We start from the raw sequence: 24,930 nt of genomic DNA on the forward strand, positions 1-24,930 counted from the left end.
TTTTTTCATAACTATATTTGCAGGGCTCCGTGACAGCGTTCAACTGGACAGAGCCTTGCCCATGGTTGGCGCGCCGCGTGCGGCGCTTACCTCCAACCGCCGTCTACGCCTTGCTTGCGGTAGTCGGAGGGCGTAAGTCCTGTGTCCCGCTTGAACAGCCGATTGAAGGAACGATAATTCTCGAAGCCGATTTCCTCCGCAATCTCGAACGTCTTGCGGTCTGTCGTCAACAGCAGCAGCTTCGCTTTCTCCAGCCGCAGCTTGTTCAAATATTGGACAAAGCTGTCGCCTGTAGTTTTCTTGAACATGCTGCTCAAATAAGGCACGCTGTAATTGATGGACGCCGCCAGCTCCTCCAGCTTGAACGGCTCGTTAAGATTCTCGTGCAGCCGCTGCACGATTTTGGTTATCGAGGCGTCGAGCTTCCGATTGTCCCCCTGCAGTTGCATAAGCTTGCGGAAGCAAGCGACCGTGGAGTCGTGCACGGCATCGAAGGTCTGGCATTGCTCCAGCTTTTTGCGGAAGGCGGCTTCCAGATCAGCCATGCCTTCGGCTTCGTTGGTGAACTGGCTAAGATCCAGGAAAACTCGAAGATAAAGCGATTTGATCTGCTCGGGCTCCCAGCCGTGCTCCATGGCCTGCTTGCGGAAGGAGTTCCGCTCATGCTCCACTGCGGCGGAGCGCAGATGCGATTCCAGCAGCGCCCTCTTCAGCACATTGCCCCAGAAGCGGCTGTATTGCTCCGGGATATGGGCAAACCCGATTCGTTCCGGCGCGGAGGAGCCGCTCCCAAGAGCCGGACGACTATCGTAGAAGAACGGGTAAGCGGCGTATACCCATGCCTTGAACTCGCCCATTCGATTCTGCAGCCCCGAAGGGAATTTCCTCAGCATCGCCAACCCGTCCATCTTCAAATATTTCGAGAAGGAATCAATAATCTGATCCAGCAGCGTCTCGAGCGCGGACTCGCTCCCCGGGGCAAAAATCGCGACAAACCGCCCTTTGTCCAGCGCGATCACTTTGTGCGGACCAAGCGCGCCAAGCAGCTCGTTCAGCACGTTCACTCCCGCGAACTGCCAAAGCTTGAGCTCCTGCGGCAGCTCGATCGAGAAGCGCAGCGAGCTGCGATCCAGCTCCAGCAGCAGCGCAAACACCTGAGAGCCGCGAGCAGGGATGTCTATCCTCTCCAGCGATTGCAGCCATTCATCTTCGGCTGCCGGATTGCGGAGCATCTCCAGAAACAGGTTTTGCTCGATCACGATCTCGTTGGAGCGCACCTTCTGCTCCAGCTCCAAGTGCTTCTCTCTCGTCTCGTTCCGTCCTTCGACCTGCTCGGTCAGCCCTTCGAGCGTACGAGCCAGCAGCCCCGGATCGTTCAGACAATCATCCTTGATCAGATAAGCGGCCGCCTTGAGCTGGATGGCCTGCTGCGCAAATTGAAAGTCCTGGTGGCAGGTCAAAATAACGACCTGAGGCATCGCTTCGCCGCGGCTCTCGATCGCCCGGAGCATCTCAAGCCCGCTCATGCCCGGCATCGTAATATCGGTTACAACCAGTTGCGGCTTATGCCGCTTGTACAGTTCTAAGCCGTCCTGGCCGTCCTCCGCTTCTCCCACAAGCTCGAACAAGTCGCCGCGCTCCTCGATCATGCCGCGAAACACCGTTCGAGCGGGAATTTCGTCTTCGACGAGCAGTACCTTATAGACGCTCATGTTCTTCCTCCTTGATCTGAATCTGATCGGCCTGCAATTCGATGCGAATGAGAAGGCCCGCTCCTTCTTCGCTGAACAGCTCCATGGCCGTCGACTGGCCGAACATCAGCTTCAGCCTCATTCTGACGTTCTGCAAGCCGATGTTTTCGCTCGATTCCTCCCGCAGGAGATGCATCCTCAGCTTCTCCAGCTCCTCTTCGGGCAGTCCGAGGCCGTCGTCCCGAATTTCAATGACAATTCGCTCCGATTCTTGGTTGGCGAATGCCCGGATGGCGATATGCCCGGTCTCGGATTTTTTCGGCAATATGCCGTGAAATACGGAGTTTTCGATGAGAGGCTGCAGGCTGAGCTTTGGAATCTGCATCCTGCCAAGCGGCTCCTCGATATCATAATCCAATACGATCTGGCATTTGTAGCGCATATTAAGCAGACCGACGTAATCCTTCAGATAATCCAGCTCTTGGCCGAGCTTGACGGTCTGGTCGTAATTTTCCATGGAATAACGCAGCAATCCGACGAACCTGCCCATCAATGTGTTAATCTTGTCATAGTCCTTCAGCATGGCGAACATTCGGATGGTGTTCAAGGTGTTGTACATAAAATGCGGGTTGATCTGCGATTGGAGAGCCCGGATTTCGAGACGGCGCTTCAATTCCTCCGAATCCTGCAGATCGTTCACCAGCTCCTGGATGCGGATGGCCATCGAGTTAAGCATCCGTCCGAGATCGCCGATCTCATTGTTGGCAAATGTGTCCACCCGGGCGTCGAACTGTCCCTTTTTGATCGCATTGACCTGGCGCTTGACGGCCTGAAGCGGCCGGTACAAGTGATAACCGAAGCCCAGAATGGACGCGGCGCCAAGCCCGATCAGAACGGCCAGAAAATACACGACCGTATCCCGGATAATGCCGGTACTCTGGGTCAGCTCCTTGGACGGGATCTCGGAGACGACGATCCAGCCGTCATATGTCCCGGTCTGCTTGACGGAAATGATCGAGGATGCCTCGGCGAATTGGTTGGGCGATCCAAGCTCCCGCCAATGCTCGAGGATCGTCTCGACCCGGCCCTTGTCTTCCGCATCGCTCAGCTTGCTCGTCGTAGCGATCGGACTTCCGGCCGGCGTCAACAGCGTAATGGAGCCCCGCGAGCCGAGCTGTATATTTTCGATTTGCTGCTGGAACTGGTTGTTTTTCATGGAGATCAGAATAATGCCCTTCATCTCCTCGTATTTGTTGTACGGAATCCGCGCCATATAGATGCTGGAATCGCGCAGCATCTCCATTCCCGGCATGGAATCCTTATCGAGAAACAGCTCCGTTCTGGGGGAGCTTAGGAAATGATCGATCAGCGGCTTGTAGATCGAGCGCTCGATCCGGGACGGCGCTTCCGTGGATGACAAAATTTCTCCCGTGACGGCGGAGTATACCTGCAGACCCTCTACATTGCCGATCATAGCCGAAGCTGTGCTTAGCACCGAGATCAGCTCCCGCTTTAGCACCACGTCCTCGTAATACAGCTCCGAGGGGGAAACGAGTGCGTTTTGAATCGAAAACAAGCCCGAATATTGTACACTCAGTTCACGGAACCTGTTCATGGACAGTTCGATCCGGTCGATAAGCTGATTGACCAGCTGGGCGTTCAGCCTGTTCACCTGCTTCTCCACCGTGGAGCTGGATGCCGTGATGGAGATATAAGCGAGCATCAGCAGCGGAATGATCGACACGGCGAGCATAATCAAGATCATGCGGACATAAAAGCTCCGCGTCAAAAAGCCAAAAAAAGCTGAAGGCATCCTTTTATTCCTTTCATCCTGCAAGGTTGGCTCGGGGCGGCGCATTGCGCCATCCATGTCGCCGAAGACGCATGGCAAACGGCGTCCTTCGACTAACCTAAGTATAGTATAACAGTTCCGGGTAAGGATAGACGCAGCGTAAACCATCTTAAAAACGGTGACACTTTCGCTTGTTTTCGTCATGTTAAGCATGGCCGCGGCTCAACTATAATGAAAAATGTAAACGCAAGGAAAATTAGAAATGGGGGATGAACATGCAAATCAATAAATATCTCGCACAAGTCGCGACTGCATCCGTGCTGATGACGACCGTGCTCGCAGGCTGCACCAGCAGCGAAGGCGGAGCGACTAATCCGACCAACTCCGCGAACGGCCAACAGACGGACGCTTCGAATGCGAAGCCGACCACTATCAAAGCGATGACGATCACCTTCGGCGATCCGCCGTCTGCGGAAAACAATCAGGCGAAGGCCGATCTTGAGAAGCGGGGCAACGTCAAACTCGATCTGACCTTCGTGCCTTCCGAGGCTTACAAAGACAAGCTTGCCGTCGCCGTATCGGCCAACGATTACGATCTGCTGCTGATCGACAGCGGCAAGGACGACAAGTATACGAACCTGGTCAAAATGGGCGCTTTCCACGACCTGACGGATTACATCAAGGGAACGAAAAACATCAGTCAGATCGAAGAGGCGGTATGGAACAATACGAGCGTGCAGGGCAAAATTTACGGTATTCCGAGACCGCGCGGCCTGTATGGCGGCGGGGAAGCCAGCGTGCTGATCCGCAAGGACTGGCTGGATAAATACAACCTTCAGGTTCCTAAAACGATCGACGAGTTGACGAACGCCCTCCGCGTTTTTAAGGAAAACGATCCTGCAGGAGGCGGAAAAACGGTGCCTTTGACCATCTACGGCGTAGACGGCGTTGCGGGTCCCGGCCCGTTCGGCTCCGTGTTCCCGATGTTATTCGCCTTCGGAGTGCCGCATACGTGGGCGCTTAACGGCGACAAGCCAGTTCGGGATTTCCAAACGCCCGAATATAAAGAATATCTCGAATGGCTCAGAGACGCATGGAGCAAAGGCTTGATCGACAAGGACGCTCCCGTTCTCAAAGGCCAGCAGCAATCCCGCAACAAATTCCAGGCTGGCGTTGCCGGCGCGTTTGTAAGCAACGTGGGCGACATCTCGGAGACAAGTCTCGAGAAGATGAAGCAAGTCGACCCGAAGGCTGAAATCGCCGTAATCGACGTGCTGGAAGGGCGCAAAGGACAGAAGGGCGTGGCCCTGATCGGCGGTTACTACGGGATCTGGGCGATCCCTAGCTCCGTGCCTAAGGAGAAGGTACAAAAGATTGTCGACTTCCTGGACTTCACGTCCGCCGAGGAAAACGTCGCTTTCTCCAAAGCAGGCGTCATCGGCGTGCATGCCAGCGACTTCAAGGACGGCCTCCCGGTACAAACCGAGGACCAGAAGAAGCTCTTCGATCTGGAGAAGCCGAGCGCGTTCGTGCTGCAAAACCGCGTAGACCCTTATATCTACGCCAACTCCAAAAATCCGAAAATTTTGGAGGCTCAAAAAGCTTCCCTTGACGTCATCGCCAAGTACGGCGTACCGAATCCGTTTTTGAGCTACAGCTCGCAAACGGCGACCAAAAATCCGGACACCTATAAAAAGCTGAGTGCAGTCATGACGCAATACGTGCTGGGCGAAGCAACCTGGGAAGCCGTACAGAAGGAAATCGACGCATGGACCGCAGGCACCGGCGCTGTCATCACGAAAGAACTGCTGGAGCAATATAAGGCAGATCATAAATAAAGCCGACGTCTGCACAGAGAGAAAAGATAGGGGTGCAAGGCCCCTATCTTTTGTTCATGGATAAGGAGGAGCAGAGCTCATGGTGAGAAGCCATCGCTTTAACCGATTCAATCAACTTTGGCCCTTTTTTTTGCTGGCCACACCGGGCATTTTGTATTTTCTTATCTTCCATTACGTTCCCATGTGGGGACTGGTGCTTGCCTTTAAGGATTACAGTCCGTTTATCGGCATGATCAAGAGCCCCTGGGTAGGCTTCGAGCATTTCCAGCAATTTTTTAGCACGGACAACTTTTATATTCTCCTGAAGAACACGCTGATGATCAGTTTTCTCAGCCTCGTCGTCTATTTCCCGTTTACGATTTTATTGTCGATCATGCTGAACGAGCTCCGGTTAAAAATATTCAAGCGCATTTCCCAAACGGTCGTCTATTTGCCCCACTTTCTATCGTGGGTCGTCATTTACGGCATAACGATTTCTTTCTTTGGCCCTTCCGGGGTCATCAATCATTATTTGGAGCAATGGTTCAATACGAACGCGTTGTTTCTGGTCAGCAATGACTGGTTCCGGCCTCTAATCGTATTCCAGGCCATCTGGAAGGATGCGGGATGGGGAACTATCATATTTCTGGCGGCGCTGGCCGGTATCAATCCCGAGCTGTACGAGGCCGCCAAGGTGGACGGTGCGAACCGTTTTCACAACATTTGGCATATTACGCTGCCTGGAATCAAAAGCACCATCATTATCTTGCTGCTTCTAAGGTTAGGCTCTTCTCTGGACTCGAACTTCATGCAGATTTTCCTGATGACCAACAGTCTGAATTTGGATGTCTCGAATGTGTTCGACCTGTTTGTCTATCAAACCGGGCTGCAGCAATTCAATTACAGCTTCGCCATTACGGTCGGCATGTTCAAATCCGTTGTCAGCCTTATTCTGGTGCTCGGAGCCAACTATTTGGCCAAGCTGATGGGCGAGGACGGCATTTTCTAAGATAAGGTGGGACATCACATGAAACTTCGCATCACTTGGTTCGACAGCGTGCTTGCAGTCATCATCCTTCTGATCAGCCTGATGATCGTACTGCCTTTTCTATATATCATCGCGGTATCCTTTAGCCTTCCGGGCCAATCCATGTCGGGCGCGTTTTTTATCTGGCCCAAGACATGGACGCTCGATGCGTATAAATATTTGCTAAACGCCCAAACGTTTATGACCTCGGTCAAAAATTCCGTTTTCATTACCGCGCTCGGCACCTGCGTCAATTTGATCGTATCTCTGACGCTGGCGTACGCCCTGTCCAAAAAGATCATGCCGGGACGGAAAGTGATTTTGCTGTTGATTTTCTTCACGATGATTTTCCATGGCGGCATGATTCCGAGCTACCTTGTCGTCAAGGAGCTCGGACTGCTGGATTCGTATTGGGCCATCGTGCTGCCCGCCGCCACCAGCGCCTTTAATATCCTGGTCATCCGAACCTTCTTCATGAATCTTCCCGAGAGTTTGGACGAAGCGGCGCGCATTGACGGCGCGGGCGAATTCCGCATTTTAATGTCCGTCGTCATTCCGCTGTCCAAGCCAATCATAGCGACGTTCACGCTGTTTTTTATGGTACAGTACTGGAACGAGTTTTTCTCGGCCGTTATCTATATCAACGATACGACGAAGTGGCCGATCCAGCCGCTGCTTCGGCAGATGGTCGCCATCAGCTCGTCCAACATTTCCGCCGATGCCGCGCTCGATGCGCAGATGGCCGCCAATCTCGGGCCCAATGTTCAAAATGCCGCCATCCTGCTGGCCATGCTGCCTATCGTCATCGTCTATCCGTTCTTGCAAAAATATTTTGCCCAGGGCGCTATGCTGGGCTCCATCAAAGAATAGCTGTTAGGGAGGTAAACAGATGGGATATAAGGAACTGCGGCACGATCCGCATTACACGAAGCCGCTTCCCTCTGACAAGTCGTTTCTGCGCGAAGAGCTGGACCTGGATCGTCCCGGCATGGAGGGCGTACGCGAGAAGCTAAGCGCCGGCGACATCGCCGGCGCCCGGGATGCCTACCTGGCTCTAATCGCATCGGGAGCGACGAAACGGTATTATTTCGAGGCGGCCGATATGCCCGAATTGGCGAATTATTCGCGCAAGCGGTATGCGGATGACCCGGAGGCCGTTTTGGCGCTTGAAGAAGCGGAGCTGCTGACGAAAAGCAACTTCCCTCTTTTCAAGGGAAGACGGATTGTATTTCCCGAGGGAACGTATGACTGGAACGGCTGGCTGTTCGACAGCTCGCAGTATCAGCTTCATCTTACCCGCTTCGGCTATCTGAAGCATCTGTCCCGCGCCTATGCGCTGACCGGCAACGAAACTTATGCGCGCTGCTTCAATGACATGATGAAGCATTTTATTCTCGATAATCCGATGCCCAAGGACGGCACCTTCCGCGTCGAGCATTGCACATGGGACCCGCTGTCGGTTGGCGTCAGGCTATTTGTGCTGCCTGAGCCGTTTTTGGCCTTGTTCGGTTCGCCTTCCTTCGAGCCGGAGGTCAAGATGATGATGATCAAGTCGTTCCACCAGCACGGCGTATATACCCGGAATTATCACGCGTCCCATGGCAACCACGTCTGCATGCAGCTGCGCGGCCTGATCACGCTGTCTCTGCTGCTGCCCGAGCTGAAGGACTCCCGGGACTGGCTGGCGTACGGCATGAAGGAGCTGCCCGGCTATATCCGGCAAAATGTATACGAGGACGGCGTGCAATTCGAAGCCAGCCCCAACTATCATCAAGTCGTCATGCGGGACTTGTACGAGCTGGTCGCGCTCCTGCAGAAGCTGGATATCCCGGCGAGCGAATACGACCGTACGCTTGAGAAGATGTTCGATGTGCTGATGCATCTCATGACGCCGGACGGACAGCTCCCGAGATTCGGCGATACGGACGTTCTATCGTCACACGATCTCCGCGCAGTCATGAGTCTGGGCGCATACTTGTTCAACCGGCCGGACTTCAAATATCACGGCTGCGAGGAACTGCCTTTCTCGCTGCTGTGGAGAGTCGGTCCGGCTGCGACCGAGCGCTACAGGAGGCTGGAGGCGAGGGCGCCGCAGGCGACGGCGGCTCGTTTCCCCATCGGCGGCTATCTCATATCCCGCGAGAATTGGAGCGGCGACGCGCTGTACATGGCGGCGCGCGCCGGCGTCGGCGTCGCCGGTCATGCCCATGCCGACACGCTGAGCGTTATCGCGCTGGCCGGCAGCCGGGAGCTGCTCGTCGATTCCGGCATCGGCTTGTTCGAGTGGAACAAGGAGCGCAAATATGTTATTTCCACTCGAGCTCACAATACGGTTGTGGTCGACGGCGGGGACCAGCATGTCCGCAGCGCCCATTGGAACACACCGCAGACGGCTCCTTGCCGCATCTGGGATTTCCGGAGCACGGAGCGTTACGATTACTGGTTTGCCAGCCATTACGGCTATACGCGGTACGACGATCCCGTCATCCATTCCCGCAAGGTATTGTTCGTCAAAAACAGGTATTGGCTGATCGTGGATTTGTTCGAAGCGCGGGAGCAGCATGTTTACGAGCAATATTTCCACCTGCCTCCGGGCGCGGCAACCGCCGACTTCGGACATGGTCGCGTCCGGACGGACCGCGAGGAAGGCGGCAGCGTGCTGCTGGCCTACCCGGAGCTGGATTCCGCCCAGCTTGCGCTTGAGTCCGGCTTATATTTCCTCCAGGGCCAGTATCATACGAAGCCGGTCGTCAAACGCACGCTGAAAGCCACTGGAAGGGCGGTCATGGAAACGGTCGTGCTGCCTTATGGCTCAAAGACGCCGCCGCTTGAGCTGTCGCGGATCAACGCCGTCTCGGAGGGCGCGGAGCTTTGTCGCCTAGAGGCGACCGTCCTCCGGATTGCCGGCGACGGCTGGACGGACGAGATCTGCCTCGATCACCGGGGGCTGCAGGTCGCCGATTATCTGGACCATACGGGCAATCCCGTAACGGAAGGGCTGCTGCCGAAGCCGGTTGTTCGCGAGATCGAATTGGGCGGGCGGCGCGGCGTCGATGATGTTCTGCTCCATTCGCTGGCCTAGGGACAGCGGCTTCCGGCCAGCTGCGCTATAACCGGCCGCCATTATACCAAGCAAGCGCCGGCTTCGGCATCGAAGCCGGCTTGCTTATGTGCCGGACCGCTGGAGCAGGGGGGGCCGGATAACCGGGTCAGACGACGGCGACCCGGCACGCAGGATAGAAGCAAACGTCCCGGACTCGCGACTCTTGATCGCTTGTCCGGGACGTTTGCCATGCCATTTAATTGCGAGACGAGTCCCGCTTCAGTACCCGAATGCCGTGAACAGGCAGCAGGACGACCGGTCCCAAGGCTTCGCCGCTTTCGAGATCGACGTAGGAATGTCCGTCCAGCGCCACCTCCGCCGCCTTGGCGCCGAAATTCATCAGGAAAACAAAATCCGATTCTCCGTCCGTTCGCTGCTGAGCCGTAACGCCCGCCGGCAGCTCCGTATCCAGCGTGCACGCGACACCGGCTTCCGCCGTCACTTTGCGATAGAAATCATACAGGAAGTCGTCACCGAGTCGAGTTGCCACATAATAGGCCTTGCCCAGTCCAAGTTTATTGACGGTAAGGGCGGGGCGCTCCGCGTAGAAATCGTCGGTATAGCAGCCCAGCGCTTCCGCCCCCTCCAGATGAATCAGCTCGCACAGGTCGCGGGATTCATAACGGCCGGACAACCCGAGCCGATTGCCTTCTAGCAGGGACAAGCCGTTGCGCTCATGGTCATACAGCGCGTCGAGCTCCTCCGCCCAGATGCCGAGCGTCCTGCGCAGCGGCCCCGGGAAGCCTCCCAGATGGCATTGATCATACTCGTTCACGACGCCCGACCAATACGTAACGACCAGCGTGCCGCCGCGCTCCACGAATGCTTCCAGCTTGCGTCCGGTTTCTTCTCTGCACAGGTAGAGCATCGGCGCAACGATCAGCTTGTAGGGCGCAAAGTCGTCCTCGCTGCCGATCACATCCACGGAGACGCCCTGCTTCCAGAACGCGTGATGATGGTCTTGCACCGTCTCCTCGTAATGCAGCCCGGAATTGCGCGGGCCCTGCGCGTCCTTGACCGCCCAGCGGTTTTCCCAGTCGAACAGGATCGCGGCTTCCGAGGGGGTCGACGAGCCTGTCACTTCCGAGAGGTCGGCCAATGTGCCGCCCAGTTCCGCCACGTCGCGGAATACGCGGGTGTGCTCGTGGCCGGCATGGTCGACGACCGCGCCGTGCAATTTCTCGCTGGAGCCCCTGCTTTTCCTCCATTGGAAATATTGCACGGAGTCGGAGCCGTGCGCAACCGCCTGTAGGGAAGACAACCGGTGCATTCCCGGCTTCTTCAGCTTGCTCACCGCTTGCCAATTGGTCATACTGGGCGTGCTCTCCATCAGCAGAAACGGCTTGCGCATAATGGAGCGGAACAGGTCATGATGGAAGGCGAACGTCGAGGCTATCTTGGCGTTATCCGGCTCGCTGTGCCAGGTCGGATAGGCGTCCCAGGAGATCACGTCCAATATGGCGGCGAATTTGCGGTAATCCAGACCTTCGATCGGATGCATGTTGGTCGTAACCGGCAGGTCGGGATTGGCCCATTTGACGGCATCAATCTCATGCTTGCAGAAGGCGATCGTCTGCTCCGACACGAAGCGGCGCCAGTCCAGATTCAGGCCGTGAACCATCCGTTCCCCGTGGGGAGCGGGGGATTCGATCTGCTTCCAATCCGTAAACGTATGCGCCCAGAACGAGGTCCACCATGCCAGATTCAACGCATCGAGCGTGCCATATTGACGTTTCAGCCAGTCCCGGAACGCATCCTGGCACAGGTCACAATGGCACTCGCCCCCGTATTCGTTGGAAATATGCCAGCCGACGACTGCGGGATGTGCCGCGTAACGCTCCGCCAGCTTGCGGCCTATGATGGCCACCTTCTCCCGGTAGACCGGCGATGTATAGCAGTGGTTATGCCTCCCCCCGTGCAAATTGCGAACCCGGTTAGCACCTACCCGAAGCACCTCCGGGTAGCCGTCGGACAGCCAAGCGGGACGAGCGCCGCTCGGCGTCGCCAGCCAGGCGTAAATGCCGTTGTTGCGGAAGCGCTCAAGCACTTGATCCAGCCACTCGAACCGGAATTCGCCCTCGGAGGGCTCCAGCGAAGCCCACGAAAAGATGCCGATCGCCATTACGTTGCAGCCGGCAAGCTTCATAAGCCGTATGTCTTCCTCCAATACGGCGGGATCATGCAGCCATTGGTCGGGATTATAGTCAGCTCCGTGCATGAGCACGGGCAGCTTGGGGCTTATCGGCGCATGTAGCGTTGTCATATACACTCCACCTCGTCATTTAATCATTCTCTTATGCTTTGATCATAGTCCATAACAAAGCTATAATCATAGAATAGAACCGTCAATAAATCGTCCGATCTTAACATAAGAGGAGAGTCACTTCCGATGATGCCTTTCTTGTTCGCCGATAACGCCAATCTGGAGCAGCGCCTTCCCCTGTACGTCCTGTGCGTAGGCAGCCATGAGCAGAGGGAGATTGACAGATTGCGCAGCGGCTATCCCGCGCATCAGCTGTTCCTGACCCGCCGAGGCAAGGGGCGGTTCCGCTTGGCCGACGGGCGCGAGTACGGGCTGTCGGCGGGCATGGCGCTGTTGATGCCTGCGCATACGCGGCATAGCTATCGACCGGATAAGGCGGAGGATACCTGGGATCTCGGCTTTATCGCCTTCGGCGGCGGCGCGGCCGAAGGATTGCTTTTGCAGCTGGGCGTCAGCAAGCTAGCGGCCGGCGGAACGCCGCAGCAGCAGGCCGAGCCGGAACCGGTCGCCGTCCACGCACCGAATTTCGCAGAGCTTTGGCTGAAGCTGGAAGGCATCTGGCATTCGATCCATCAAGGCGGCGAGCATGCCTACGACGCTTCCAGGCGATTGTACGATCTGCTGCTCGCCTGGATGGAGGGGCAATACCCGGCCGCCAAGCCATCCAAGAAGGTCGTGCCGTCGGGTCAGCCCAACCCCGCATTGCAAGCCGCCGTGCAGTGGATCCATGACCACTCGAACGAACGGCTGCTCCTGTCCAACATTGCCAATGCGGCCGGATATTCGGTGCAGCATTTTCACCGACTGTTCGTCGCAGGCTACGGCATGACGCCTCAGCAATACATGCTGCAGCTGCGCATGAGCAGATCCTTGCAGCTTTTTAAGGACTATCCCGGCATTACGGTGGAGCGGGTCGCGGAGCAGCTCGGCATGGATACCAGCTACTTCATTCGGATGTTCAAGCGTACGTATGGCACGACACCGAAGCGGCACGTTCAAGCGGGCAAACCGGTGAAGCCGTTGTGAACCTTCTCTTTCCGCTGTGTCAAGCCAGGCTCGCTATTGCGCTCTATCCCGGAGCAGGGGGGAATATCAGCTGCTCACCGTTAGCAAGGCCAGGAAGTGAGCCGGCAAGCGCATATTTATTTCTTAACATCCTGTCCGCCGTGATGATTCCATTTTCTCGCTCATATACTTTATCATTTGAAAGAGGAAGGGGAGAATCCACATGCCTTCAATTATCCTGGCTCCGATTAAAATTACAGGCAATGACGGAGAATTGGTGTTTGGCGATGTGCTTCAAGTGACGCCGAAGAGCACCTCGAAGACGGCTTCCGGAGGCGGGGGCGGCAATACCGGCGATTTCTGCGCTACGTTCACGCTGATCAGCTTCACAAATACGCTCGATCCGGATGTTGCCGACAGCAACAATGCGGGGAACAACTAGTCCTTATCCGGAATGGCATAGAAAAAGCACATGTTCCGTATTCGCAGAGTACGGCGGCATGTGCTTTTTGGCGGGCTCAGAATCTGACATCTATTTCGTAAAAGGGATTTTCCGTGGACTGTTTCCGCATATGGAGCTGCAAAATACCGTTGCGGTAGACCGCCTTGCAGCTTGTAGCGCTGACCAGGCTGGGGAGCCGGACAGTCTGGGTTCTGTCTTGAGGCAGCCCCTCGAGCCGCAGCGTGCTGACGTTCAGCATTACCCGTATTTTTCTCGCTTGGCTTTTATCCGGAATATGCACCTTGACGATCACATTGCGATGGGTGTCGAACACCTCCGTGTGAAAGTGATGCTTGAGGGACTGGGATTGGACCTGCGCCTGAGGCATAGCTTGCTTCATGATATCTTTGATGTAGCCATCGATCCAGGACAGATCGCCCGGGATTGACGGGGTGGGAGCCAAAGGCATTTTCCCGCCGAAAAATTGTTCGAATTGCTTCCAGTTCATATCGAAATAAGGATTCGGATTGGATGAATGAGGCGGATTTGTTTTGCTCATGAGCGATCACTCCTTTGTTCCCAGTATATGATGCGCGATCTGTACGCATGAGCGCCTTTGCTTGGGAAAACATACTTTGCGCCACTGCGACATATATTGAAATAAAACGATGTGAAGTAGGGTGCTGCCTTATGCCGGCTATCGTGGGTGCCATCAAGATCAACAACGTCAGCGCAGGCTCCATCGTACATATCGGGGATTCAGTCCAGCTTGCTCCTCAGTCTGTAGCGAAAACCTTTGCCGGAGCAGGATCATTTAATACCGGAGACAATCTGCGTGTGTATAACTATGTGAGTACGACCAATACGTACGATAATGATCTGCTCGATTCGAATATTGCGCTTACGAACTAAGGCGGGTGGATGAGTATGGCGACATGGACCGTGCATCAGAGCATAGTGATCCATCAGATGAAAATCGGTGCGGTAAACAATTCATCCGTGCTTCAGATTGGTACCGCAGGCTCCATCCGATCGTTGGCCAACTTATATAATACGGGCGGCTTTACGGGTCCTGCGCCTGAATTAGGACAATCAGCCGAAGAGCCTTCGCCGCTGCCGCTGGTTCCGCTTCCAGTCCCGTCCACTTAATTGCAAAACGGAGGAATACGCCATGCGCCCGAATTCGGAATACGAGACCTACTTCCAGCAGCTCCACGCGTATTTGAAATGGCAGACGGATCGGATTCGTTACTTGGAAACCAGGCTTGATCGTATGGAGAAAGAGCTGGAGCAGGTCAAAGGTCAGGAACGTATCCGCATTGATAAAATCGAGTATAACTTCGATCAGTTGAAGGTGGAAACGCTGGAGGGAACGTTGAATGTGGGCATATCGCCTTCGGGGCTGAATGGTCAAGACATTGAGGATATGGCTGTCGACGGCAAAACGATCACGACCAATACGTCGCGCTCCGAGGCTTTCGAACGTATACAGCGGAACGTCCAGACCTTTTTGGAGCAAAGGCTGCCGGATGAAATGGCCAGGCTGAAAGCCGAATACCAATTGGAGCTTGAGGAGGACCTGGGGGCGCGTGTAGCCGGGGATCTGCAGGGGCAGACGAGACAAAGAATCGAATATTACATGCAGGCGATAGCCGGGCCCGCGCCGGCTTCCGTCATGCCGGAGCAGGAGAAGATCATTACGGATGCGGTAATCAATGACATTCAGGCCGGTCTGGATCAATTTATGTTGAAGCGCCAGCAAGAAGGAGGAGAGATGGATGCGTCAAGTCAGTCCGGAAGTGATTCTGCTGCAGGTGGAAAATAAAGTGCTAAGTGTAGGAACGATCAATCTGGATGGTGTCGCGAGTTCGTCCTTGTTTTTGATCGGGGACATGGATACCGCTATGTTATCCTCCGTATTCGATACGCCGCCGGAATCGCTTATTATTGGCCCGGCAGGAATAATAGCTGCTGAAGAGGGCTAGATGAACGTCAATCGGGTAAGAACCAGCAAAGTGCAGGCAATGAAAGTATACAGTATTGGTTATGCCTCGGCCTTATTTATCGGAGATTTGCAGCAATTTGCTCCTTTAACCGAGGCGTTGGCCATTCAACGCGAGATCAGCCGGTTCAGGGGCGATGAAGGAGATTTGTCCGCGTATCCGATCTTCTCTGTGCCTATCCCGCAGCTTCAGCCGATCCGGGTGACACGGCTAAGCGTAAATAATGTGAATCCGGAAATTTGCGTCAGCCAGGTCCGGATATTGGCGGTGTCCACCTCATCATCATTTCAGGTAGGATCGCTTGGCCGCATGGACGCTCAGTCCAGGATCAAAAATATACGGGAGAAGCTGACAGGTCTGGTGCCCAAATAAAGAGAGCCATCCAAGCGATGCTCTCTTTTTTAATGGGAAACGGCCGGGCAACGACCTCTGCTTATGGTATAATGATTGGGAGCTAGATTTACGCAGGAGGAAGCGGCAAGGAACCTTAAGAAGGAGTGAAAGGATTGGCACGTATTAAGCTAGAGCATGTCGGCATTATGGTAAAGGATATGGAGACGTCGGTGCGATTTTATGAGGAAGTGATCGGGCTGACCTGCAAAGAAACGCTCGATCATACCAATGGCGTGATCAAGCTCGCATTCCTGGGCTTCGGCCGGCAGGGAGAAACGGAGCTGGAATTAATTCAAGGCTACCATGACGGCTTGCCCCAGGAAGGCAAGGTTCACCATGTAGCTTTTACGGTCGATGATATCGAAGAGGAATTCAAGCGTATCCAGGGGTTAAGCCATGTGCGTCTCATCGATCAGGAAATCACGACTTTGCCCAATGGTTCCAGGTACTTTTTCTTCCATGGTCCGGACGGAGAATGGATCGAACTGTTCCAGTCTACCCGGTAGAGGATTAGCATGAAGACAGGAGCCGACAAACTATCCAAAGGGCAGCCCGTAAAAATCAATTGTTTGCAGTGCAAGCATTATTTTGTTACATGGGACCCCCAGTTTCCAAGGGGCTGCCGGTCGTACGGGGTCAAAACAAGTCAGATGCCTTCAGCGCTGGTATATCGCTCATCCGGTCAGCCATGTCTGACCTTCGAAATGAAATCATAAGCGGCTTGGAGAGAGGCAGACTTATGAAAAGTAAGCCGGGCCCCTGAGGAGAGGGGCCTTCGCCCATCCAGCCGGCAGGGGGAATACCCGGATGTTATTCAACTTGCAGCAGAAAAAGCTGATACTTGAGCTTCTAAGGAAAGAAAAGCGCAAGCTGTTCTCCAAACATAAGGGGGAGCTGCTGGACAAAACGATCGACGATTTGTCGCAAATGGTACGCAATGAACAAGTAAATGCCGCGGAACTCCGGGACAATGTGATCGACTGGCAGTCGCATAAAAAACGCTAGCCTATAGGGAGGCGGGAAAACCTCTCTTGAGAGCCTTCTTTTAAGTGCGGATCAGCTCCAGTCGTATCGCTTGTTCTTCTGTCAAAATAAACTGCTCACCCGGGCTAATGGTATCTTCTTCATGCAGTCCGAACAACTGCATCAGTTCTAGCCATATGCCGCGCTCCATCGCTTCCTGGGCTGTAATCATAATTTTCATCTAAGTTCTCCTCCAGACATTAGGTGATCTACTCCATGATTACACCAATTCGGAGCCGTTATACCAAGGGGCGGCCGAGAGTCATGTCCGAATGCCTCTGTGAGACGGAACCTTTTCCTGGCAGCGCTCGTCTAACGGTTATCGTGCGCCTGTCTGTCGAACAGGCTAGAAGGAGGAACAGACCGAATGAAGAGAATGTCAGCGCCATGCAGCAAATTGGGATCCTCGCTCGTGAGCCTGTGCCGCAGAACAAGCATAGCTGGTTTGCCGGGAGTTTCGGCTCTCTGGGTAGGGGCGGCGTTGGCATCCCCTTCCTATGCTTGTGCCTGTGAAGGCGCGCCGCCGCCTCAAGGGTGGTCACAGTGGCTATACCTTGTTCTCGGCATAGTCATGGGGCTTGGCATGCTTGTCTACTCCGTTGGGCTTGCCGTCAAAGTTTGGCGCAGCCGCCCCTGCTAACTCCCGGGCCTCGCTCTGACATAGTCCTGCAGGGTAACGGACGCTTGTAAGAATATGAAAGCCTGTTTTGAAAATATGTAAATATTCTCTTGGCTCCGACGGATGAAGCTGCTTGCAAGCAATACAGTAGAACATGTCAACGACCCCTCGCCCCTGGATTCAATTAATATCACAATATGTATGAAGGCGGGGGAATATGTCAGTTGTCGTCCGGAGAATGACTATTTGTCAGGAAAGGGGAACATCGCACCATGGTATCCGGTCAAACCCAGGACTACAAGGAAAAATGGCTGCTAATCAAAGAAGCGTCGTCGGATTCGGCCGTCGAGTCGCTTGTGGGGGAGCTTATCGAGGAGCTTGAACGTCTCGCGGGAGAGAATAAACGGCTGAAGACGGCGCTGCTTAAGGCGACGACGGCGCAGAAGCCGACGATGTCCACGAAACTAAGCGAGGCTTTGCGAGAGTAAGAGGAAGGAAATGGACGGAACTATTAGAACACGGGTCACTGCAAACGGCCGATTTGGCTGGATGCGGGGCCCATTTGTGTGAAAAAAGTCTGTCATACAAATGTAATATATTCGCCATCAGACTTTGACATATTCTGCAAGGCGCCCATGCTATGATAAGGACACGCTTAGGGAACCTAAGTGAACCTTGGGAGGGATCGACATGGGAGAAGAAGAACAAGTAGTACTGTCTAATGAGGAAAATGTGGAGGAAGCAGCCGCCGCAGAAGAATCGGAAGATGTGATTTCTGAAGAATTGGAAACGGTTTCAGAAGAATCGGCTGAGCTTGAAGTGGCAGCCGGGGAAGAAGCAGAAGAGGAAGCCTCCGAAGCTCAAGAGACAGATTAGCAGCCTCCCGAATCCCTTCTTCCAACATTTTTAACGGACCCAGGACCTGTTCATTGTCATGAGCAGGTCCTTTTACTTTTACGCGTCAGCTTACTCGTTGCTGTCTTGCATCAGCATGGCCTGCTTTTCCGGGCTGATCAATCCCCTCAAAATAATTTCCTCTTGCAGGACTCGGATAAACTCCTTGTCCAATCCATATTTGACGGCGTCTATGTAGGTTTGAACCAGCAAGTCGTCATTGAGCATTTTCAACGCTCATCACTTCGCTTTCTACTAGTTTCTCTGATCTTACGACGAAATTGTTAGGACTTTACGCCTGCAATTATTAAGGATCTATTAGATTGCCTGTGTTGAAGTCTAAGCTTGTTTATTGCGAATATATATGGGGAGAAGGAACGCGGAAACGGAGGGAAAGCCCATGAAACGTAAAACGGCCGCTTGGGCAGGCGTAGGCTTGTTCGGAGTATTGATGGTCGCCATTGCCGGCGTTTTATACACGCAGATGAATCAGCTCCTTTTCCCGGGGCTTGCTTTGATCGGAGGCATGTTTGTCGTATGCATGGGGCTGCTGTGGGTATCCGAGTATGAGGATGCGCCGGAGAAGGACAATGCTGGAGTTGTGAAGAGACGCCAAGAAGGAAGTCGTTGATGTATGGGGCAATGAGAAAGCCCCTTCGGGCAGGAAGGGGCTTAAGGAGTATCAGAGGTCGTCTGGTGTTCGACACCGAATGTTTCAGGAACAGGTTGTGCTTATGCTTATACTCCATGCAGGTGTTAGGGAGAAGGAATGATCTGCACGGTCGTATAGGCTTGCCAGTAATCTTCATAGGTAATAAAGGAGTCCTTCACGACGCCGTCTACTATAAATTGCCCTCCGCTGGTTAATGAGAGGCTGGAGAAGTTTACATAGTCCGGATACCCTTCGTATACTTGATCCACCGTTTTTAAGTACAGAGTTTGCGTGCGGAAGGGAGCCGGATTCGGGTCTCTGCTAGTGCTGGCAATCGGAACGGCGTCAAAGGTAGTTCCATCGATAGTAACCTCATATATGGAGCCGTATTCATTTTCATACATAAAGAAGTCGCTCGTGTATGTACTGAATAGGGGGCCGTACAAAAAAACGGCTCTGTCGATTCGAAGAAGACTTGATTGCTCGGCACTGAAGACAGGGACAACAGTCATCAAACACATCAACATAAGCAATCCTGCGGAAATAAGTATTCTTCTCATCCAATCACTCCCAATTTTGGATACGGTACGTATCCATCATAAGCGAGTTGAGGGGAAAGAAATAGGTACTACCATACCATTTTTTGTAAGGTGGTCTGTGCTACAGCTTCCCGAGATGTTCGAGCGTTGCATGGATCAGATGGATCAATAACTCTCACAAAGGTATTCTCATCTTTACAACCTGATATATAATGGTTGGAAATACCAATAAAGGATGTCAATATGAGAAACTTCATGGTTGGGATTGTCGTAGGAGCAGGAATTGCGAGTTTCGGCACGGTATATGCAAATGAAATCGTCAGTATCATAGGCAAAGAGGTTCAAGGCACCTTCCCGATCACAGTAAATGGTCAGAGATTGGCGACTGACGCCGCTATCATCGACGGCACAAGTTACATCTCAGTGAGAGCAGCGGGAGAAGCATTGGATTTGGAAGTGAGTTTCGATCCAAAAACCGGAATCGACATGAAGAATACGATTGAAGCGATGGAGACAATTAGGGTGATTCTGCCTAACCAGAAAACAGATGCGCCTGTGCGGTCGCTTGAAGAACTAGAACGGCTGATTGGGGATGAAAAAAGATCTATCGAGAGCCAGATGGAGATTATGGAATTTATCAAGAGGAGTCTTAACGACCTATACGCAGACAAGAAATCAGTCGAACAAGCCATCAACATTTATAAGGATCAGATTGCTGCCGCGGAGCAGCGGTTGGCTGATCTGGAGCGCCGGAAGACAGAATTGGAAGGTGGAAAATGAGTTTCATTTCGTTGAGAGATAGAAACACTTTATAGCTGTTATGGTATTCATTTTGCCGATAATCGAAATATGGTTAATCGGCAACAAGATCGGGGAGCATTATATTCAATAGGCCGCGTGAAAAAAGTCTTATCTTTCAATGGATTTATTCTTACTTTGCTTAACAGCGGACGCTTTCGGAAAATGTTTAATTCGGAGAAGTTAGGATAACCATTCGCGCCCAATGACGGAAGGACTATGTTGAGAGGCTTGGGGAAAAAGAAAAGAAGCCTTATGTATCAAGGCTTCTCGGTTATGACCTGTAGTGGGCTCGAACCACTGACCCCCACCCTGTCAAGATGGTGCTCTCCCAGCTGAGCTAACAAGTCATATTGATATTCCACTTCTTATCGAATTCTCATAATAAGTTAAGAAGGTATTTATAATATTAGCAAGAACCTAAAAAAATGTCAAGGATAACTTCCTAGAAAAGACAATAAAAAAGCTATTGATAGCCTATACACTCAAGCAGCTGCAACGCGAATATAGGGAGGGTGCCTGTGATATCATGTCCTTACCGCTAGACGTCCGGTGAACAAGAGGCCGGAGAGCCGATTGGGAGTTGAAACAGCGAGTGGAAGCGCCAATCGGCCGCAGGCCGCGCTTTGTTCACCGGACTTCTAAATCCATTCCAATTGGACACAAAGCCCTGGCCACACGCCAGTTTTTTTTCATGCTTTTCCTTGCTATCCGAATTCATGAAAAATCAAACTCAACCGATATAAAAATATAAGACATCATTTCGGTTGGCGGTGCAGGGGATGGAGAACAGTTTCGGATTCGGTTTTGTCGTGGGAGCATTTGTGAGTATTGTATTATGGATATCGTTGATCGGCTGGATACAGCTGTTGCTGAAGTAAAGCGGCTAATGAGCCGTCGTACATCTACACGTGGAATAAATCAGCATTGGCATGACATGTCCATCAGATGCCCTTGATGCACGCATAGGTTCCTCCCTCTCATCTATGATATAATCAATCCATGAAGATAGGCGATGCAGATCAGATAGGAGATGACCCGGATGAAGGATTGGCGGTGGACCATGCAGCAGCAATCTCCGGATGCGAATGAAGAAGACCAGCAAGCAGAAGAGAAACTGGATTGGGGAGAGCAGGAATACGGAACTCACCGGTATCATGTGCGCAGATTAGTGGAGGACTCGATCGCGCTGCTTCCTCTGCCGGAGAAAGCTGTGGTACTGGGGGCAGGCAATCACGGCGATGTCGACCTGCCGGGGATGGCCAAATATTTTCAGCAGGTGACGGTGCTGGATACGGAAGACAACATGCTGGAGGAATGGCTGGAGGCGGGAGGGGGAGCTGTTCGGAATCGCGTACGTTCGCTCTCGCGGGTAGACTACACATGCCTGGATCAAATTTCGTTCTATGAGAAGTTTGAGGAGCTGCTGCTGAGCGAAGCGTCCGCAGCAGAGATTGCCGCTTTTATTCGGGATGCGGGATTCCAGGTACATGGTCACGAAGCTGTGCCTCATTTGAAAAAATCGTTTTCTTATGTCGTCTCCTCGGGCGTGCATACCCAGTTATTTTATCCGGATGCGCTGCTGCAGTTTCATAGCTATATGGGACGGTACGCAGAGACGGATGTCCGGCAAATTTTGGAGGCTCTGGCGTATTTGCGGAATTCGCTTGTTACAGACTACAACAAACTGCTGCTTTCGCTGCTTAAGCCGGCCGGCCGGTTGGCTGTGTGGACCGATGTCATCGTGCTTGATGCGGAGAAGAGCTGGATTGCGGAGGAGTTGTATGAAAACAAGACGGACGCGGAGAGGACAAGCTTTTTGTTCGAGGCGTTCGGCAAATATGGGATGGAGGCCGCCGTGCTGGGGCTGAAGGATCTGTATGATAAAATAAAACCCGATCAGCAGCTGTTTCGCAGCTGGATCGGGCAAGCGGATTCGGGCAAACGATATTTGAGCGTCGGCCTCTCAGGCCAAGCACGCGGTTAGAGGGAAAAACCTCGCCGCTTCCTCCGGCGTTAGAAAGCTGCAGCTGGTCATCGGCGTTACCTTGCGAAGTCTGATGGCCAGTTGGTTCAAAGTTCCGGCCAGATCGGCCGTGTCGGTGTCGTCGAGCGAAAATTGAAGGCTGTACTCGCAGTGACCGGGCTCCGGCAGCGAGGAGCGAACGATGACGCCGTAAGGACGAAGCTCCTTGCCCATACATAGAAATTTAAGCTCAGCCAGCAAATTATGATCATCCGGAAGAGGCGCATGCGTATAGAAGCGGGCGCCTCCTGCGCTTATGTCGATAATAGCGGCCTTGTGCAGCTTCGGATGTTGATCTATGTGATCGGTTCCTATAATTTTCAAGTCGGCGCCTAATGGCTGCGGCAAGTTAATGCGAAAAAAACTTCTTTTGTTATCCAAGCTCATGTAGACAACCTCTGCATCTAAATGTTAGGAAAGAGTGAAGCTCGCGTTGCTCATGTCTACTATAGCGTAATTGCTTCCGTAAGGCAATCGAAATCGGCTGCTTGGCCGGACATGCTAAAGCCGCTCTAGTAGAGCGGCAATTCGATGCTGACATTCGGATTTTTACTATGCAGGACGGCATTGTTGCCGATTACCTCAATACGGTCGATCAAGGCAAGGTCGGATTGTTCAGCGGAGGCCGTTTGGGAAGAGGTGCGCTCCAGTAAGTTGATCAACTGGGGAATCGCTTTCTGATCGCTTGAAATAAAGCTTACGGGAATTTTCTGATTCTGAAAGAGCAGTTCCGTTGTCATTCGGGATATTCCTCCTTATAATGATCGGATACCCTCATTATACCATTTGTTACTGTTTATATCGACTAAAATAATGTTACATAACCTGACAAGCAAATTCGGAAGGCGACATCATTTCGACAAAAAATGCCGAAGGGCTGCTGGAAGGGAAGGCTAAGCCAGTCCAATCCGGGCCAAGACAAGGAGAATGAAGAATGAAGAAGCTGTACAGTCAAATGACCGAAGCGGAGCTGCAGGAGGAGATGCGTCTGGCAAGAGCAGAGCTGGAACGGGCTGAATTTCCCAGTCAGCGCGCAGTGGCGGAGCGCAAGCTGGTTACCGCTGGGGCGTATCTGCTCAATCCGGCGGATTACGGCCCTGGCTTATACAAGGTGGATGGCGTCCAGATTCCCTTTGAAGTGGCCTATATCAACGGCATTATGGCCTGGGGCAAGCTCGGTGACGGTACGGAAGCCAGCTTCCCCATTTCCATGCTTACGCGGTTTTAGATTCGGCACATATCTTTGGGGCAATTTTCGCATTGGCAGATCGTTTTGAGCTCATCCAGCTTCTTGATGATGATCAGACTGCCGTTCATCGCCAAAATCCCGGAGGTTTTCAAATCGCCGAGCATGCGGTTCACGCTTTCGCGGGTTGCGCCGATCATGTCGGCCAGCTCGCTGTTCGTGAATTTCTTGGTGATCAGAATTTCGTCTCCCTGCTCCTTGCCATACGTGTTGCACAGACGGATCAAGGTGGAGCATAACGCTCCCGGCTTGCCGAACATCATGAGATCGCGGAACTTCGTTTGCGTCATCCGGTGCATCAAGCCCATCCACTTCATGAACTCGACGGCCAGATCGCCGTGCTGCCATAAAAGTACCTCCAGATCCTTCTGCTGAATAACCCCCACGATGCTGTCCTCAGTTACCTCTGCATTAAAGCTGTTCACGGAATGAACGAAAGGATCGACCTGCCCGAACAAATCCCCTTTATTATACACGTATAAAATATAGCTTTTGCCCTCGTCATTGCTTTTCGTCAGCCGGATGCGGCCCTGCTTCAGAAAATACAGCCGGTCTGCCGGGTCGCCCTCCCAAAACAGGTGGCTGCCGGCCTCCGCTTTCATATCGTACATAATCTCCTGAATCTTAAGCAAGTTGCTTTCGGAGAAGCATTCCGTATTCGCGACGTGCAGCTCAGGCTGCTCCGCATATTTCATGATGGATTCCTCCGTTCCTATACCATACTAACGCTTGCTGCTTCTACATTAACGCATATACGACCCGCGGGATGTGATGTGCGTCACAGGCAACAGGGAAGATTGCTCAAACTGTGATCTAACTAACATGCAAAACGCTTTCGGAGGTGTATAGTTGGGCTAGAATTCACCTTTGACGGAGGAAGTGAGTCATGATGCTGACCGGAGTTATTTTGGCGGGAGGCACGAAACGAACGATACGCGGAAGTTCTGCGGATCTGCTGCCGCTCGCCTCGGAGACGGTGCTGGAACGTCAGATTGGGGAAATGAGCAAGCTTTGCGGAGAAATGATTATCGTGACAGGGGAGCCAAGGCTTTACTTGGAGCATGTCCCGCGCTCCGTCAGGATTATTACTGATTTTTACCCGAATCGCGGTCCTCTCGGAGGGTTGCACGCCGCGTTGGCTTTATCGAAGTATGCCTACTTGTGGGTGACGGGGAGCGCGATGCCATTCGTGTCCGCTGAGCTCGCGCGGCTGCTCTTGGAGCATGCCCAGCTGTTTCAGGATGAGGCGGTGCTGCCGGAAGTGAAGGAGACGCCGTTTCCTTTGCACGGCATATACAGTCAATCTTGCTTGGAGAAGCTGGATCCATTGATGGAAGGTAACACTGCGGTTCTCAAGTGGGAGGCTTTGCTTGGGAGGATCAGCTACCAGATCATGTCTGCGGAGAGAATAAGGAGTCTGGCGGAAATTCCCGAGGGCTTCGACCTGCGCATCAAAAACGAAGAGCAGTATGCGCAAGCGCTTCAATTGTGCCCGTTCCCCGGATCTGCGATCCATAATTATTGGCAGCGGGGTAAGGAGCTGACCCTCGAATAGATCCCATACGTCCGGCTCATGCTAACGGAAGAGGTGATGTGC

31 protein-coding genes and 1 tRNA gene are annotated in these 24,930 nt (G+C 53.2%); 20 read left to right on the forward strand and 12 right to left on the reverse strand.

Features of this window, described 5'->3' with window-relative positions; genetic code table 11:
- Positions 1-86: 86 nt before the first annotated feature.
- Together BLR08_RS08695 and BLR08_RS08700 are read right to left on the reverse strand one after the other, a co-directional pair.
- Complete coding sequence (locus BLR08_RS08695) at positions 87-1,712, reverse strand: response regulator transcription factor (RefSeq protein WP_072328781.1); 1,626 nt, start codon at positions 1,710-1,712, stop codon at positions 87-89.
- Positions 1,699-3,456, reverse strand: a complete 1,758-nt coding sequence (locus tag BLR08_RS08700) for a cache domain-containing sensor histidine kinase (protein WP_176835460.1) — start codon at positions 3,454-3,456, stop codon at positions 1,699-1,701. Before BLR08_RS08700 ends, BLR08_RS08695 begins: the two co-directional genes overlap by 14 nt.
- Before the next feature lie 302 nt (positions 3,457-3,758).
- Here BLR08_RS08700 and BLR08_RS08705 point away from each other — a divergent pair, with 302 nt between their 5' ends.
- The 4 genes from BLR08_RS08705 (at position 3,759) to BLR08_RS08720 (ending at position 9,409) form a co-directional block, all read left to right on the forward strand.
- Positions 3,759-5,321, forward strand: a complete 1,563-nt coding sequence (locus BLR08_RS08705) for an extracellular solute-binding protein (protein ID WP_176835461.1) — start codon at positions 3,759-3,761, stop codon at positions 5,319-5,321.
- Between the two features lie 79 nt (positions 5,322-5,400).
- Complete coding sequence (locus tag BLR08_RS08710) at positions 5,401-6,309, forward strand: ABC transporter permease (protein WP_072328784.1); 909 nt, start codon at positions 5,401-5,403, stop codon at positions 6,307-6,309.
- A gap of 18 nt (positions 6,310-6,327) precedes the next feature.
- The gene (locus BLR08_RS08715; protein WP_072328785.1) at positions 6,328-7,197 is read left to right on the forward strand and encodes a carbohydrate ABC transporter permease; all 870 of its coding nucleotides are present in this window, start codon (positions 6,328-6,330) and stop codon (positions 7,195-7,197) included.
- A gap of 19 nt (positions 7,198-7,216) precedes the next feature.
- A complete protein-coding gene (locus BLR08_RS08720) occupies positions 7,217-9,409 on the forward strand; it encodes an alginate lyase family protein (RefSeq protein ID WP_072328786.1) in 2,193 nt (730 codons plus the stop codon).
- Between the two features lie 217 nt (positions 9,410-9,626).
- On the opposite strand, the gene BLR08_RS08725 is transcribed toward BLR08_RS08720, so the two are convergent.
- Positions 9,627-11,693, reverse strand: a complete 2,067-nt coding sequence (locus BLR08_RS08725) for a beta-galactosidase (protein ID WP_072328787.1) — start codon at positions 11,691-11,693, stop codon at positions 9,627-9,629.
- Positions 11,694-11,819: 126 nt separating this feature from the next.
- On the opposite strand from BLR08_RS08725, the gene BLR08_RS08730 reads away from it, so the two are divergent.
- The gene (locus tag BLR08_RS08730; RefSeq protein ID WP_072328788.1) at positions 11,820-12,719 is read left to right on the forward strand and encodes a helix-turn-helix transcriptional regulator; all 900 of its coding nucleotides are present in this window, start codon (positions 11,820-11,822) and stop codon (positions 12,717-12,719) included.
- Positions 12,720-12,921: 202 nt separating this feature from the next.
- Positions 12,922-13,140, forward strand: a complete 219-nt coding sequence (locus tag BLR08_RS08735; RefSeq protein ID WP_072328789.1) for a spore germination protein — start codon at positions 12,922-12,924, stop codon at positions 13,138-13,140.
- Positions 13,141-13,216: 76 nt separating this feature from the next.
- Here the strand turns inward: BLR08_RS08735 and BLR08_RS08740 are convergent, their stop codons facing one another.
- Positions 13,217-13,699, reverse strand: a complete 483-nt coding sequence (locus BLR08_RS08740; RefSeq protein WP_072328790.1) for an Hsp20/alpha crystallin family protein — start codon at positions 13,697-13,699, stop codon at positions 13,217-13,219.
- Positions 13,700-13,830: 131 nt separating this feature from the next.
- On the opposite strand from BLR08_RS08740, the gene BLR08_RS08745 reads away from it, so the two are divergent.
- From BLR08_RS08745 to BLR08_RS08780, 7 genes are all read left to right on the forward strand, one after another.
- Positions 13,831-14,052: a spore germination protein gene (locus tag BLR08_RS08745; protein ID WP_072328791.1), complete on the forward strand. Its 222-nt coding sequence runs from the start codon at positions 13,831-13,833 to the stop codon at positions 14,050-14,052.
- Positions 14,053-14,067: 15 nt separating this feature from the next.
- Positions 14,068-14,289 carry a spore germination protein GerPB gene (locus BLR08_RS08750; RefSeq protein WP_072328792.1) on the forward strand — a complete coding sequence of 74 codons (222 nt, stop codon included), beginning with the start codon at positions 14,068-14,070 and terminating at the stop codon, positions 14,287-14,289.
- A 22-nt stretch (positions 14,290-14,311) separates the two neighbouring features.
- The gene (gene gerPC, locus BLR08_RS08755; protein ID WP_072328793.1) at positions 14,312-14,965 is read left to right on the forward strand and encodes a spore germination protein GerPC; all 654 of its coding nucleotides are present in this window, start codon (positions 14,312-14,314) and stop codon (positions 14,963-14,965) included.
- Positions 14,919-15,125 (forward strand): spore gernimation protein GerPD, encoded by a 207-nt coding sequence (locus BLR08_RS08760; protein ID WP_090585971.1) that lies wholly within the window; start codon positions 14,919-14,921, stop codon positions 15,123-15,125. The genes gerPC and BLR08_RS08760 overlap by 47 nt, the downstream gene beginning before the upstream one ends.
- Positions 15,126-15,515 carry a spore germination protein GerPE gene (locus BLR08_RS08765; RefSeq protein WP_072328794.1) on the forward strand — a complete coding sequence of 130 codons (390 nt, stop codon included), beginning with the start codon at positions 15,126-15,128 and terminating at the stop codon, positions 15,513-15,515.
- 134 nt (positions 15,516-15,649) lie between these two features.
- Entirely contained in the window at positions 15,650-16,042 is a 393-nt protein-coding gene (locus BLR08_RS08770; protein ID WP_072328795.1) for a VOC family protein, read from the forward strand.
- Between the two features lie 301 nt (positions 16,043-16,343).
- A complete protein-coding gene (locus BLR08_RS08780) occupies positions 16,344-16,541 on the forward strand; it encodes a hypothetical protein (protein ID WP_072328797.1) in 198 nt (65 codons plus the stop codon).
- A 40-nt stretch (positions 16,542-16,581) separates the two neighbouring features.
- Here the strand turns inward: BLR08_RS08780 and BLR08_RS31070 are convergent, their stop codons facing one another.
- Together BLR08_RS31070 and BLR08_RS08785 are read right to left on the reverse strand one after the other, a co-directional pair.
- Positions 16,582-16,740 (reverse strand): hypothetical protein, encoded by a 159-nt coding sequence (locus tag BLR08_RS31070; RefSeq protein ID WP_176835462.1) that lies wholly within the window; start codon positions 16,738-16,740, stop codon positions 16,582-16,584.
- Between the two features lie 366 nt (positions 16,741-17,106).
- A complete protein-coding gene (locus tag BLR08_RS08785; RefSeq protein WP_072328798.1) occupies positions 17,107-17,334 on the reverse strand; it encodes a DUF3973 domain-containing protein in 228 nt (75 codons plus the stop codon).
- 116 nt (positions 17,335-17,450) lie between these two features.
- On the opposite strand from BLR08_RS08785, the gene BLR08_RS08790 reads away from it, so the two are divergent.
- On the forward strand, positions 17,451-17,666 hold the full coding sequence (locus BLR08_RS08790) for a hypothetical protein (protein WP_072328799.1): 216 nt from the start codon (positions 17,451-17,453) through the stop codon (positions 17,664-17,666).
- A 202-nt stretch (positions 17,667-17,868) separates the two neighbouring features.
- The gene (locus BLR08_RS08795) at positions 17,869-18,054 is read left to right on the forward strand and encodes a hypothetical protein (protein WP_072328800.1); all 186 of its coding nucleotides are present in this window, start codon (positions 17,869-17,871) and stop codon (positions 18,052-18,054) included.
- A 90-nt stretch (positions 18,055-18,144) separates the two neighbouring features.
- Here BLR08_RS08795 and sda read toward each other — a convergent pair whose 3' ends face one another.
- A complete protein-coding gene (gene sda, locus BLR08_RS08800; RefSeq protein ID WP_083536778.1) occupies positions 18,145-18,300 on the reverse strand; it encodes a sporulation histidine kinase inhibitor Sda in 156 nt (51 codons plus the stop codon).
- Between the two features lie 172 nt (positions 18,301-18,472).
- On the opposite strand from sda, the gene BLR08_RS08805 reads away from it, so the two are divergent.
- Entirely contained in the window at positions 18,473-18,703 is a 231-nt protein-coding gene (locus BLR08_RS08805; RefSeq protein ID WP_072328801.1) for a hypothetical protein, read from the forward strand.
- A gap of 125 nt (positions 18,704-18,828) precedes the next feature.
- Here BLR08_RS08805 and BLR08_RS08810 read toward each other — a convergent pair whose 3' ends face one another.
- The gene (locus BLR08_RS08810) at positions 18,829-19,128 is read right to left on the reverse strand and encodes a hypothetical protein (RefSeq protein ID WP_143014348.1); all 300 of its coding nucleotides are present in this window, start codon (positions 19,126-19,128) and stop codon (positions 18,829-18,831) included.
- A gap of 378 nt (positions 19,129-19,506) precedes the next feature.
- On the opposite strand from BLR08_RS08810, the gene BLR08_RS08815 reads away from it, so the two are divergent.
- A complete protein-coding gene (locus tag BLR08_RS08815) occupies positions 19,507-20,043 on the forward strand; it encodes a hypothetical protein (protein WP_072328803.1) in 537 nt (178 codons plus the stop codon).
- Positions 20,044-20,338: 295 nt separating this feature from the next.
- On the opposite strand, the gene BLR08_RS08820 is transcribed toward BLR08_RS08815, so the two are convergent.
- Positions 20,339-20,411: transfer RNA gene (locus tag BLR08_RS08820), tRNA-Val, on the reverse strand.
- Positions 20,412-21,103: 692 nt separating this feature from the next.
- Between BLR08_RS08820 and BLR08_RS08825 the strand changes: the two genes are divergently transcribed.
- Complete coding sequence (locus BLR08_RS08825) at positions 21,104-22,048, forward strand: hypothetical protein (RefSeq protein ID WP_256257451.1); 945 nt, start codon at positions 21,104-21,106, stop codon at positions 22,046-22,048.
- Here the strand turns inward: BLR08_RS08825 and BLR08_RS08830 are convergent.
- Both BLR08_RS08830 and BLR08_RS08835 read right to left on the reverse strand, forming a co-directional pair.
- The gene (locus tag BLR08_RS08830) at positions 22,028-22,474 is read right to left on the reverse strand and encodes a PilZ domain-containing protein (protein WP_072328804.1); all 447 of its coding nucleotides are present in this window, start codon (positions 22,472-22,474) and stop codon (positions 22,028-22,030) included. The genes BLR08_RS08825 and BLR08_RS08830 overlap by 21 nt on opposite strands.
- Positions 22,475-22,599: 125 nt before the next feature.
- A complete protein-coding gene (locus tag BLR08_RS08835) occupies positions 22,600-22,827 on the reverse strand; it encodes a hypothetical protein (protein ID WP_072328805.1) in 228 nt (75 codons plus the stop codon).
- Positions 22,828-23,021: 194 nt separating this feature from the next.
- On the opposite strand from BLR08_RS08835, the gene BLR08_RS08840 reads away from it, so the two are divergent.
- Positions 23,022-23,315, forward strand: coding sequence for a DUF1811 family protein (locus tag BLR08_RS08840; protein ID WP_072328806.1), 294 nt, complete (start codon positions 23,022-23,024; stop codon positions 23,313-23,315).
- Here the strand turns inward: BLR08_RS08840 and BLR08_RS08845 are convergent.
- Complete coding sequence (locus BLR08_RS08845) at positions 23,312-24,028, reverse strand: Crp/Fnr family transcriptional regulator (RefSeq protein WP_072328807.1); 717 nt, start codon at positions 24,026-24,028, stop codon at positions 23,312-23,314. The two genes, BLR08_RS08840 and BLR08_RS08845, sit on opposite strands and share 4 nt — an antisense overlap.
- Before the next feature lie 191 nt (positions 24,029-24,219).
- Between BLR08_RS08845 and BLR08_RS08850 the strand changes: the two genes are divergently transcribed.
- Positions 24,220-24,888 (forward strand): molybdenum cofactor guanylyltransferase, encoded by a 669-nt coding sequence (locus BLR08_RS08850; protein WP_072328808.1) that lies wholly within the window; start codon positions 24,220-24,222, stop codon positions 24,886-24,888.
- Positions 24,889-24,930: the final 42 nt, after the last annotated feature.

The sequence above is a fragment of the Paenibacillus sp. cl123 genome (assembly GCF_900101595.1).
Taxonomy (GTDB): domain Bacteria; phylum Bacillota; class Bacilli; order Paenibacillales; family NBRC-103111; genus Paenibacillus_G.